This is a genomic window from Streptomyces sp. NPDC000878 (assembly GCF_053599695.1).
This window is the reverse complement of record NZ_JBSFMT010000136.1, coordinates 1-12,143: the sequence shown is the minus strand read 5'-3', so window position 1 is coordinate 12,143 and position 12,143 is coordinate 1. Positions and strand designations below refer to the sequence as shown.

General features: G+C 71.7%; 8 protein-coding genes, 1 tRNA gene and 1 pseudogene. 4 read left to right on the top strand and 6 right to left on the bottom strand.

Going from position 1 to position 12,143, the window contains the following annotated elements:
• From ACWDR4_RS48775 to ACWDR4_RS48765, 3 genes and pseudogenes are all read right to left on the bottom strand, one after another.
• Positions 1-329 (bottom strand): annotated as a pseudogene (locus ACWDR4_RS48775) (hypothetical protein); the annotation flags it as partial.
• Between the two features lie 337 nt (positions 330-666).
• Positions 667-3,984 carry a right-handed parallel beta-helix repeat-containing protein gene (locus tag ACWDR4_RS48770; protein WP_450418499.1) on the bottom strand — a complete coding sequence of 1,106 codons (3,318 nt, stop codon included), beginning with the start codon at positions 3,982-3,984 and terminating at the stop codon, positions 667-669.
• 203 nt (positions 3,985-4,187) lie between these two features.
• A tRNA-Leu gene (locus ACWDR4_RS48765) sits at positions 4,188-4,272 on the bottom strand.
• A 187-nt stretch (positions 4,273-4,459) separates the two neighbouring features.
• Here ACWDR4_RS48765 and ACWDR4_RS48760 point away from each other — a divergent pair.
• From ACWDR4_RS48760 to ACWDR4_RS48750, 3 genes are all read left to right on the top strand, one after another.
• On the top strand, positions 4,460-5,785 hold the full coding sequence (locus tag ACWDR4_RS48760; protein WP_450418497.1) for a M20/M25/M40 family metallo-hydrolase: 1,326 nt from the start codon (positions 4,460-4,462) through the stop codon (positions 5,783-5,785).
• Positions 5,786-6,007: 222 nt separating this feature from the next.
• The gene (chpH, locus tag ACWDR4_RS48755; RefSeq protein ID WP_053742306.1) at positions 6,008-6,241 is read left to right on the top strand and encodes a chaplin ChpH; all 234 of its coding nucleotides are present in this window, start codon (positions 6,008-6,010) and stop codon (positions 6,239-6,241) included.
• Between the two features lie 136 nt (positions 6,242-6,377).
• Complete coding sequence (locus ACWDR4_RS48750) at positions 6,378-7,628, top strand: chaplin family protein (RefSeq protein WP_450418495.1); 1,251 nt, start codon at positions 6,378-6,380, stop codon at positions 7,626-7,628.
• Positions 7,629-7,743: 115 nt separating this feature from the next.
• Here the strand turns inward: ACWDR4_RS48750 and ACWDR4_RS48745 are convergent, their stop codons facing one another.
• Positions 7,744-7,932 (bottom strand): DUF5703 family protein, encoded by a 189-nt coding sequence (locus tag ACWDR4_RS48745; RefSeq protein WP_046732800.1) that lies wholly within the window; start codon positions 7,930-7,932, stop codon positions 7,744-7,746.
• Positions 7,933-7,979: 47 nt separating this feature from the next.
• On the opposite strand from ACWDR4_RS48745, the gene ACWDR4_RS48740 reads away from it, so the two are divergent.
• Entirely contained in the window at positions 7,980-8,696 is a 717-nt protein-coding gene (locus ACWDR4_RS48740) for a hypothetical protein (RefSeq protein ID WP_450418493.1), read from the top strand.
• A gap of 91 nt (positions 8,697-8,787) precedes the next feature.
• Here the strand turns inward: ACWDR4_RS48740 and ACWDR4_RS48735 are convergent, their stop codons facing one another.
• Complete coding sequence (locus ACWDR4_RS48735) at positions 8,788-10,989, bottom strand: helix-hairpin-helix domain-containing protein (RefSeq protein WP_450418492.1); 2,202 nt, start codon at positions 10,987-10,989, stop codon at positions 8,788-8,790.
• Positions 10,986-11,969 (bottom strand): aldo/keto reductase, encoded by a 984-nt coding sequence (locus tag ACWDR4_RS48730; protein ID WP_450418490.1) that lies wholly within the window; start codon positions 11,967-11,969, stop codon positions 10,986-10,988. Before ACWDR4_RS48730 ends, ACWDR4_RS48735 begins: the two co-directional genes overlap by 4 nt.
• Positions 11,970-12,143 lie beyond the last annotated feature (174 nt).

The window sequence follows — 12,143 nt, the reverse complement described above, 5'->3', positions numbered from 1 at the left end:
GAGGCGTCCCCGACTTTCCACGAGACCCTCCTGCGCCAGGCCGCCCTGAACGACTGCCACACCCCGGTGTCCACGACCGCCACGGTCACCCCGGCGCCGGCCGAGAACTGCCACGCGCGCGGCAGCTGCAGGCTCTGCTGCTCCCACGGCACGGAGGTGGCCCGCTCGGCGGAGCCCCCGGTGCAGGCGTCGTCGGCATCGAGCCGGGACGGCATCACGGGCAGCCGCACCGGCGAACCGTCCGCGGCGGAGGCAGCCGGAGCAGCGAGCAGAACCAGAGGCAGAAGCACGGCGAACGTCCGGGCCGGACGAAGACGGGGGCGACGCATGAACCGAATCCTATGGCGCAGAAGCCCCCCACCCACAGAGGCCCCACGACAACCCCCGCGTACATCAACCCAGTTGGGACCCACGCACCGCACTCTCACAACGCAGAAGCCCCACCCCGCAGACACTGCACGACAACCCGCGCGCACCTCAACCCAGTTGAGGCCCACGCACGGCACCCTCGCGGCGCAGAAGCCCCCCACCCGCAGACACCCCACGACAACCCACGCGCACCTCACCCCAGTTGGGACCCACGCACCGCACCCTCACGACGCAGAAGCCCCCCACCCGCAGACACCCCACCACAACCCGCGCGTACCTCACCCCAGTTGGGACCCCTCACCCCACCCGAGGCACATCCCCCGGCACCAGCAACCGCAGATCGTCCAGCCCCGGCGCAGCCATCGCGCTGACCCGCCCCGCCTGCCGCGTCATCATGCCCTCCAACACCTGCCGTGCCAGCCGCGCGTTGCCGAACGAGCGGTCCCTCGGCAGCGCGTCGAAGTACTCCCGCAGCAACGCCCCGGTCCCCGGCCCGCACTCGTAGCCCGCGCTGTCCGCATGCATCCGTACGATCGTGACCAGCTCGTCGGACGAGTAGTCCGCGAACTCGACGCGCCGCGAAAAGCGGGACGACAGGCCGGGGTTGGAGGCCATGAAGCCCTGCATCTCGCGGGTGTAGCCCGCGACGATCACCACGACCTGCTCCCGGTGGTCCTCCATCAGCTTGAGCAGCGTGTCGACGGCCTCCTGCCCGAAGTCGGACCCGGAGCCCGACCCCGCGGGCGTCAGCGTGTACGCCTCGTCGATGAACAGCACGCCCCCCAGGGCCCGTTCGAAGACCTCGCGGGTGAGCTGCGCGGTGTGTCCCACGTACCGTCCGACGAGGTCCGCCCGGGACACCTCCACCAGCTGCCCGCGCGGCAGCACCCCGAGGGAGACCAGGAGTTCGCCGTAGAGCCGGGCGACCGTCGTCTTGCCGGTGCCGGGCGGGCCGCTGAAGACGAGGTGGTGGCTGATCCGGGGCGCGGGCAGGCCTGCCGCCTCGCGCTGGCGGGCGGTGGAGAGGAGGTTGACGAGGTCGGTGACATCGCGTTTGACGGCCGCCAGGCCCACCATGTCGCCGAGCCGGGACAGCGCGTCGCTGCGCGAGGGGACAGCCCCGTCCTCGCCCGCCGCCGCAGCCGCTGCGGCCTCCGCGCCCACGTCCTCCGGCAGCAGCAGCGACAGGTCCCGCTCGCCCACCTCCGCCAGCGTGGCCAGCCGTACGGCCTGCCGGTCGACCATCTCCTCGAAGACCTGCCGGGCCGCGCGGCCGTTGCCGAACGTGGCGTCCTTCGGCATGCGTTCGAAGTGCGTGGCGAGCGCGGCGCCCGTGCCCTCGCCCAGTTCGTACTGGTGGCGGACGCACATGCTCTCCATGATCGCGACCAGCTCCGGCACCGAGTAGTTCTCGAACTCGACGGTCCGTGAGAACCGGGACGCCAGACCCGGGTTGGAGCCCAGGAACGACTGCATCTCGCCCGAGTACCCGGCCGCTACGACGACCACGTCCTCGCGGTGGTCCTCCATCAGCTTGAGCAGGGTGTCGACCGCCTCCCGCCCGAAGTCGGCCCCCGAACTCCCGCTGTCCGCCGTCAGGGTGTACGCCTCGTCGATGAACAGCACGCCGCCCAGCGCCCGGTTGAACGCCTCGGTCGCCTTGATCGCCGTACCGCCGATGACCTGGGCGACGAGGTCGGCCCGTGAGACCTCGACCAGGTGCCCGGAGCGCAGCGCGCCCAGTTGGGCCAGGATGGTGCCGTAGAGCCGGGCCACCGTCGTCTTACCGGTACCGGGCGGGCCCGCGAAGACCAGATGGCGGCTCATCGGCGGGGCGGACATGCCGAGTTGGGCGCGGCGCTGCGCCAGCTGGGTCAGGTTGACGAGCGTACGGACCTGCTGCTTGACGTTGGACAGGCCGATCAGCGCCTCCAGTTCGGCGAGCGGACCGGTGTCGCCCGCCGCGCCGCCGCCGGCCGGTGCGGTACCGGCGGGGTCGGTGCCCTCGCTGTCGCCGTAACCCCAGGCGTCCCGCTGGCCGTTGCCGTTGCTGCTGAGCCCCTCGACGGCGAGCCGGTCGCCCTGCTGGGTCTGGATCAGACCGCCACCCTTGTTGTCGCGCACCACACAGTTGACGACCGACACCGGCGCGGTGCTCTCGACCCGCAGGCCGTCCTTCGAACTCCCGCCGATCTCACAGGCGTTGAGAGAGGCACGGCCACCCTCCCGCACCAACACACCGTTCTCACCGGCGGAGTTCACCTTGACCCGGGTCGCCGTGAGTTCGCCCTCCGCGTCGACGAGGACACCGTCGCCGCCCGGCTCACGGAAGTCGCAGTCGCGGGCGGTGGCGCTGCCGCCCGCAGCCACCATCAGGCCCACGCCCGTCGCGGCGAGGACGTTGGTGCCGCCGAGGTACAGGTTCCCGTCGCTCTCGACGTGGACGCCCGCGCCGCCGGCCCGGTCGATCTCGCTGTCCTCCAGCCGGCCCCGCCCGTCCTTGACGGCCTCCACACCATGGCCGCCCGAACCGCTGACCCTGGCCCGGCGCAGCATGGGATTGGCGCCGGTGCGCACACAGATACCGGCCCCGGCGGCGTCGACTACGTCCAGCCGGTCCAGCTCGGCGGTGGACTCCTCCTCAAGGAGCACACCCGTCGCCGCACAGTCCCGCACGGTCAGCGAGGTCAGCGTGGGGGAGGCGGACCCGGCCACGCGCAGTGCGGGGGCCTGGGAGGTGTCCAGCCAGCAGTCCTCGTAGGTGCCGCGCGCCCGGTCGGTGATCAGCAGGCCGTTGCCCTCGGTACGGGCGGTGCGGCAGCGGCGCAGCAGCGGGTCGCTGCCGTGCGAGACGACGATGCCCGGGCCGCTGGTCGCGGTGACCCGGAGTTCCTCCAGGACCGTGCGCGAGGAGCTGGTCAGATGGACGCCGATGGAGGTGTCGTGCACGACCGTGCGCACCACCTGGGTCGTGCAGTGCTCCTCCAGCGCGATGGACGGCTTGTCGGTGGAGGATATGTCGCACTCCTCTATGGACCCCTGCGCGTCCCCGTTGGCGAGTACGCCGTTGCCCCGGGCGTCCCGGATGGTGCAGCCGCGCACCGTGACCCGGCCGCGCTCGCCGATGACCACCCCGGAGGTGCCCAGGTGCTCGATCGTGCAGGAGTCCACCGAACTCTCCACGGTCGAGGTGACCACCACCCCGGCCCCGGCCGGACTGCTCACCCGGCAGTCGCGCATCGCCAGCGAGCCGGTACCCCGGGCCAGTACGGCCGCCCAGGCGGCGCCGGTGACATCGCAGCCGTCCATCGCGACCTGCCCCCGGGCGGCGTCCACGGCGGGCAGTTCCTCGTCACGGCCGCGCAGCACCAGGTCGGTGAGCATCACCGCGTCGGCCTTGAGCGTGAGCACGCTGCCACGGCGCGGGCGTATCTCCACCGTGCCCCGCGACTGCTCGGCCACGATGGTGACCCGGGTGACGACGACGAGGTTCTCCTCGTAGATCCCGGGACGCACACTGATCACGGCGCCGGTGCGCGCCCTCGCCAGTGCCTCTCCGATCGTCCGAAAGCCCTCGGTGCCCTCCGGGCAGACCGTCAGTACCTGGCGTGACACGCGCCCTCCATCTTTCACGGCATTCCCTGCCCTGCACGGGCAGCACCATCATGCCGGGACGGGCTGGCATGGTCACGCCGCAGCCCCGGAAAGCAGCCGAAGCCGACGGAAGCCGGAGAGCAGGGGGGAACGGCGGAGGGAAGAACGGGGGGAGAAAGCAGAAAACCCCACATGAAGTGGGGTTTCAGCGGCAAAACAACGAGTGTCCGAGGGGGGACTTGAACCCCCACGCCCGATAAAGGGCACTAGCACCTCAAGCTAGCGCGTCTGCCATTCCGCCACCCGGACAAGGTGTCTGTCGCGCGGGGTTCCCCCCGTGGCGACGAGGAAAACATTACCAGGCTTTCGGGGGTGGCCGATCACCCCCTGTCGCCGCGTGAACGGTGTGTGACGGACCCCGGCCGGTCTTGGGGCGCACCGGGTGGGAGGGAGAGGATGGGGGAGGACCACCAGCAGGAACAGTGGGAGGTAGACCGTGAGCGGGACGGACACGACCAAGGGCGTCACCGGCGAGGACGAGGTCGTGGACCTCTGTCGCGAACTCATCCAGATCGACACCAGCAACTTCGGCGACCACTCGGGACCCGGCGAACGCAAGGCCGCCGAGTACGTCGCCGAGAAGCTCGCCGAGGTGGGGCTGGAGCCGCAGATCTTCGAGTCGCACAAGGGACGCGCCTCCACCGTGGCGCGCATCGAGGGCGAGGACCGGTCCCGGCCGGCCCTGCTCATCCACGGCCACACCGACGTCGTACCGGCCAACGCGGCGGACTGGACCCACCACCCGTTCTCCGGGGAGATCGCGGACGGCTGTGTGTGGGGCCGTGGGGCCGTCGACATGAAGGACATGGACGCGATGACCCTCGCGGTCGTCCGCGACCGGCTGCGCACCGGCCGCAAGCCCCCGCGCGACATCGTCCTCGCCTTCCTCGCGGACGAGGAGGCGGGCGGTACGTGGGGTGCGCGGCACCTCGTCGACAAGCACCCGGACCTCTTCGAGGGCGTCACCGAGGCGATCGGCGAGGTCGGCGGGTTCTCCTTCACCGTCAACGAGAACCTGCGGCTGTATCTCGTCGAGACGGCCCAGAAGGGCATGCACTGGATGAAGCTGACCGTCGACGGCACCGCCGGACACGGTTCGATGATCCACAAGGACAACGCGATCACCGAACTGTCCGAGGCCGTCGGCCGCCTCGGCCGGCACAAGTTCCCGGTCCGCGTCACCAAGACGCTCCGGCACTTCCTCGACGAACTCGGCGACGCGCTCGGCACCGAACTGGACCCCGAGAACATGGACGCGACGCTCGCCAAGCTCGGGGGTATCGCCAAGCTGATCGGCGCCTCGCTGCAGAACACCGCCAACCCGACCCAGCTGGGCGCCGGTTACAAGGTCAACGTCATCCCGGGCCAGGCCACCGCGCACGTCGACGCCCGCTATCTGCCGGGCTACGAGGAGGAGTTCCTCGCCGACCTGGACCGCATCCTCGGCCCGAACGTGAGGCGCGAGGACGTGCACGCCGACAAGGCTCTGGAGACCTCCTTCGACGGGGCGCTCGTGGACGCCATGCAGACCGCGCTGGTCGCCGAGGACCCGATCGCCCGGGCCGTGCCCTACATGCTCTCGGCCGGCACCGACGCCAAGTCCTTCGCGGACCTCGGCATCCGCTGCTTCGGCTTCGCACCGCTGAAGCTGCCGCCGGAGCTGGACTTCGCGGGCATGTTCCACGGTGTTGACGAACGGGTGCCGGTCGACGCGCTGAAGTTCGGGGTGCGGGTACTCGACCGCTTCATCGGGGCGTCCTGAATTCCGTGCCGTATCCGTGCCATTGGGGCCTTCGAACTCTCTTGAGTCTCCCTTCAGTGCGCCCGGAATTACCCGATTGAACGACACTCCAATAATCGTCCGCATGTGCGTAACTGACTGAGAAGAGTGAAGGCGCTCATACGGTCGTAGCCCTAATGCCTCCTCCTCGTTACTGGTGATGCGGTCCGCTACTCGGGATCGCATTGCCAACAAGGAGGAATAATGATCAAGAAGGTCGTCGCCGCTGCGGCTGCCACTGGTGGTCTGGTTCTCGCGGGTGCGGGCCTGGCCGTCGCCGACGCGGGTGCCCAGGGTGCTGCCGTGCACTCCCCGGGTGTCCTGTCCGGCAACGTTGTTCAGGTTCCCGTTCACGTCCCGGTGAACGTCTGCGGCAACACGATCTCCGTGATCGGGCTGCTGAACCCCGCCTTCGGCAACACCTGCGTCAACAACTGATGCTGCGCCTCGCATTGTGAGGTTCTGACTCCCCGCGAGTCTGAGCCTGTCGGCCCCGGAACGCTTCGTGCGTCCCGGGGCCGACAGGTCGTTCCGGAAGGTTCACGACAGATCATGTGAAGGCAGGGATGCAGGAATGCGAGAGGTCACGCGCAAGCGCCTGATGACCGTGGCGGCCGCGACAGGCGTGGTGGCAGCCGCCGGCGGCGCCCAGGCGCATGCCGACTCGGGTGCGAACGGCGCCACCTCCAACTCACCCGGTGTGCTGTCCGGCAACACGGTGAGCGCACCGGTGAGCGTGCCGGTCAACGCCTGCGGCAACACCGTGAGCGTCGTCGGTCTGCTCAACCCGGCGATGGGCAACAAGTGTGCCAACGGCGGTGGCGGCAAGGGCGGCGGCGGGAACGGCTCCCCGGGCGGACACGGCAACCACGGCGGTCATGGCAACCAGGGCCACCACGGTGGTCACGGCAGCCAGGGAGGCCACGGCTCGTCCGGCGGGTACGGCGAGGACGGAGGACACGGCTCACCCGGCGGTTACGGCGGTTACAGCGAGTACGACGGCTATGGCGGGTACGGCGGTCAGGGCGGGTACGGCGACTCGGGCGCCCCGGGTGGGTTCGGGTACCCGGGCAGTCCGGGCGGCTCCGGCGAATGGGCCGACTGGAGCGGCTGGGAGGGTTCGTACGCCGGCGGATACGCCACCGACTCTCCGGGCATCGGGTCGGGCAACCACGTGGAGGCGCCGGTCAGCGCACCGGTCAACTTCTGCGGCAACACCATCGACGTCGTCGGTCTGCTCAACCCCGCGATGGGCAACGACTGCTCGAACACCGGGGACGACTCGGGCGGCGGCCACCCCGCACCGCCTCCGGAGACCGGCCCCCCGGCCACACCCCCCGGTTACGGCGAAGAGGCCCCGCCCCCGGGCTACGGCGAGGAGACCCCGCCCCCGCCCGGTCCGAGCGGCCCCGAGCAGCCCGGCCAGCCGCCGCAGCAGCCGGAAAGCCCCCAGCTTCCGGGCGGCCCCGCACAGCCGGGGCCCCCTCAGCAGCCCGGGAACCCGCACCTGCCCACCACCCCGGCGCAGCCGGTCACCCCGCAGTACCCGGCCACTCCGCAGCACCCGGGCACCCCGGCGCAGCCGAACGGTCCCTCCCGGCCCGGGTCGCCGCTCACGCCGCCCAGCTCCCCGAACGGCGTGACACCTCCGGCCGGCTCGTCCTACGTCGACCAGAGCGGTGCGCGGACCGTTCCGCAGCCCCGGGCCGCCGCGCAGCTCGCGCACACCGGCGGTGACCTGCCGCTGGGTGTCGCCCTGCCGGTGGGCGCGGGCATGCTGCTCGCGGGCACCGTCCTCTACCGCAAGGCACGCCCTCAGGCGTAGCCCCGTACGGACAATCCATACGAACAGGAGGAATCCGCCGCGCGGTCACCCGGCGGCGTACTGAACGGAGCGGGCCCCGCAGACGCGGGGCCCGCTCCGTTTCGGCCGTGTCAGCTCACCATGTGGCGCGCACCTGGCGAATGATCCGCCGACGCAGCCGCACCCTGCGGCTGCCGTCGCGCATCAGGCTCAGTCGGTCCAACTCCCAGTGTCCGTACTCGGCATGGTCCGTCAGCAGGCGTGTGGCTTCCTTGCGGGAGACCCCGCGCGGTACGTACACGTCGACAAATTCGTATTCCGGCATCGCATCTATTGTGCGGGCAGAGGCCCGGTACGGATAGCGTCTGCACTATGTCTGATGCTGCGCAGCCCACCGCTGCCGAGGTACGCGCCGCCGCCGAGGCGGTCAAGACCGCGCTCGACCGCCACCTGGCGGCGGTCGAACGCCGGTCGGGGGAGGACGACCCCGATGTCTACGAGGCGTTCAACCAGCTGGCCGCGGCCGCCGAGGTGTACGACGAGCTGCTCTACGACCGTTATGACGAGGTCACCCCCTTCGAGATCCCCGGATCGGACGACGCACTGCCGCCGTACGCGGGGCCCGAGGAGCCGAACGCGCTGAGTGTGCTCATCCGCCGCGACTACGCGGTGGTGGAGCCGCAGCGGCTGCTGGCGCAGGCACAGCGGGTGGAGTCCGTGGACGACGACGGGACGGGCGCCGAGGCATCCGGCACGGTGCACGGGGCGCTGGGCATTCTGTTCGGAGAGTTCGAGCCGGACGAGATCGCCTCCCGGCACAAGGAGTTCGGCCTGGAGGAGGCCGACTCCACACTGTGGGTGACGGCCGCGGACGAGCAGGCCGACCCCGGCGAGTGGCTGGAGGCCCCCTTCGACCAGGTCGACGCGGAGCGGGTGGTCTGCCGCTTCGACGTCAGCGCGGTCTTCGACGACGAGGTGGACGACGTCATCGACGAGGACGACCTGCTGGAGGACGAACTCGGTCCGGACCTCGTGGCGGTGAGCCTTGACGAGGACGAGGACCTGGAACCACTGGACGCCGATCGCTAGCCGGCGGTCGGTCGTCCTACAGGTTCAGGGCGCGGCGGTCACGGGAGGCAGGGCTCCCCGTGACCGCCGTCGTCGTTCCTCCGCGGTCAGCTCAGCCGGCCGGCGGGACCTGGGCTCTGAGCAGGCCCGGCAGCCGTGTCGTACGGGCCTTCGCCGGGACCTCCGCGACCGCGCGGGGCAGCGCCTGGTCGACGCCGTGCACCACGGAGAGGTGCCGCTCCGCGCGGCTGAAGGCCGTGTAGACCCAGGGCCGGGTCAGCGACGACGCCGCGTCCCCGGGCAGCACCACGACGGCGGCCGGCCAGTGCAGCCCGACCGCCTGGTGCGCGGTGAGTGCCCACCCGTGCCGCACGCTCTGCTCGACCCGCTCCTTCGGTACGACGACGGGGGCGCCGCCGCACTCCAGGTGCAGCCCCTCCGCGTCGGCCTTGACGACCTGCCCGGGCACCGTCCGCCCCGGCGCGGGCGAGTACGCGATCCGGTCACCCGGATCGAAGCCGCCGAAGCGGCCCGGACCGGGGTTCAGCCGCTCCTTGAGGGCCGAGTTGAGCGCGCGCGTGCCGACCGCGCCGCCGTGCCCCGGAGTGATCACCTGGGTCTGCTCGGCCGGTACGCCCAGCGCCCTGGGCACCGAGTCCGCGACGAGCTGCACGGTCCGGTGCACCGCCTCGCCCGCGTCCCGCACGGGGACGATCACGACCTCCTTGCCGGGCGCCTCGACCTGGGTGAGTTCACCGACGGAGACACCCGAGACGAGTTCGCCGATCGGGCCGGGATCGGGCGTGCGCGAGACGACGTGCGGGCACGCGCGGGCGGCGAGCAGATCGGCGAAGACCCGCCCGGGACCGGCCGACCACAGCACCGCCGGATCACCGCTCAGCACCAGCCTGGCCCCGTCGGGCAGCGACTCCACGACCATCGCCGCGCTCTCCACGTCGAGCTGCGGCGCGTCCAGCACGACCAGCAGATCGAGCTGGAACGCCCCGTCGGCGTCCCGCCCGGGCCCCTCACCCCCGGCGAGCAGCCCGGCCACCGTGACGACGGAGGCCGGGTCGTCCTCGGACGCGAGAAGTGCCGCGAAGCGGCGGCGGCCCTCGGCCGTGTGCGTTGCCGCGCAGACCCGCAGGCCCAGGGAACGGGCCGCGGCGACGAGGGCGGCCGGTTCGGCGCGCGCCGCGTCACCGCCGGTGTGCAGCACGAGCCCCTGCCCGGCGACGGCACGGATCAAGTCGGCCGCCGAACCGGCCCCCGACGCCCCGGCCACCGACTCCCAGTCCTCGGACGCCTCCTTGGGCAGCGAGTTGACGATCCGGGCCAGCCCGTCGGCGAGACTCTCCTCGGCGAGCGCGTACCGCTCCAGCCCGACGAGGACGCGGACGGGCCGCTCCTCGTCCTCGTCACTCTCCTCGTCCGGGACGCGGCCTGCGGCTTCCTCGACCTCGACCGCGTCCTGGAACTCCAGGGCCTCGCCCTCCGCGACCGTGCTCTGTACGGCGGTCTCCGGGTCGGGCACGCTGCGCTGGGCGAGGGCGGCGGTGAGCGCGGCGGCGTCCAGGACCGTGTGTCCGGCCAAGGCGGCCTGCTCCAGCAGCCAGACGGTGACCGCCCGGCCCCGCCGCTCGTCGTCCGGACCGCACTCGGCGCCGAGCAGCGCCCGCGCGAACCCGTCGGCCTGCTCGGGCCGCACTCCGGAGACCCGGAGCAACTGCCAGGGGTCGGCGCGCAGTTGCCCGTCGGCTCCCTCGCCCAGCGCCGAGACGACCTGAGGCGCGAGCGTGTCCGGCGCACCCCCTTCGACCAGGACGCCCCGTACGGCCTCGACGGCTTCCGGCGCGGGGACGTCCACCGGGGTGGCGGCCTGAGGCCGCGGCACGGGAACGGGCGAGGCCGGGGGCCGCGCGGCAGGGGCAGGAGTGGTCTTGGTGGCCTCGGGGGAGCGGAAGGCGATGGCCGCCGCCGGCTTTTCCCCGCTCTCGACGGCCCGTACGGCCGCCATCAGATCGGCTGCCGTACCGCTGAGCTTGGTGCCGCTCGCGATCGGCCCCTGCTTCTCGGCCTTGCGCCGCTCGATCCGCTCCCGAAGCTCCCGCTGCGCGGCCAGCTCGGCCTCGGCCTCGGACGGCTGCGCGGCGGCCCCGTCGGCGCCCTTCTCGGTGTCCCCAGCCTGCTGGGTCTGGTCGGTCTGCTCGGCCTGGTCGGTCGACGAGTCGTCTGCCACGTCCTGGGCAGCCTCCTCGGCGGCGCCCGGGGTCCCCGGCTCGGCTTCCTCCGTGGTGTCGGGCTCCGTGGTCACAGCGTGCTCCAGTCGTGATCGGGATAGCGGTGCACGGGCGCTGACACATCGTCGAGCGCCCGGCAGATCTCGTCAGGAAGACTAAGGGTCTCCACTGACAATGCGGCCGTGAGCTGCTGCGCGTTGCGCGCGCCGACGATGGGGGCGGCCACGCCGGGCCGGTCGCGGATCCAGGCGAGCGCCACCTGCAACGGCGTCACCGCCAGTCCGTCCGCCGCGGTCTGCACCGCGTCCACGATGCGGCCGGCCGTGTCGTCGAGGTACGGCGCGACAAAGGGCGCCAGGTGTTCCGAGGCGCCCCGGGAGTCCACGGGGGTGGAGTTGCGGTACTTGGCGGTGAGGACACCGCGCCCGAGCGGCGAGGAGGGCAGCAGCCCGACCCCCAGGTCGAGTGCGGCGGGGAGCACCTCGCGTTCGATGCCGCGCTGGAGCAGTGAGTACTCCAGCTGGGTGCTGGACAGCCGCGTACGTATGCCCGGTGCCGCGAGCTGCCAGGTCGCCGCCTTGGCGAGCTGCCAGCCGCAGAAGTTGGAGACGCCGGCGTATCGGGCGCGTCCGCTGCTGACGGCGAGGTCGAGGGCCTGGAGGGTCTCCTCCAGGGGGGTGTCGGGGTCGTAGGCGTGGATGTGCCAGACGTCGACGTAGTCCGTGCCGAGGCGGGCGAGGGAGGCGTCGAGGGCGGCGAGGAGGTGGCCGCGGGAGCCGTCGACGCGGCGGTCGGGGTCGGGCACGCTGCCGGCCTTGGTCGAGATGACCAGGTCGCGGCGCGGTACGAGCCCTTCCATGAGCTGTCCGAGCAGGTACTCGGCCTCTCCGTCGCCGTACACGTCCGCGGTGTCGACGAGGGTTCCGCCCGCTTCCCAGAACGCTTTCAACAGGTCCGCGGCGTCGTGTTCGTCGGTGCCCCGACCCCAGGTCAGGGTGCCGAGTCCGATCCGGGACACACGCAGGCCGGTACGGCCGAGATGCCTCTGCTCCATGAACGCCGAGATTACTGGCCAGAACTGGCCGAGTGGGTTGCCTGTGGACAACGGTTTTCCTCGCCCCCGCCGCCCCTACCCGTCTCATCCTCGGGGACTGCCGCCCCCGAACCCCCGCTCCGGCCCTGAACGGGCCTTGTCCTCAAACGCCGGACGGGCTGAGATACCCAGCCC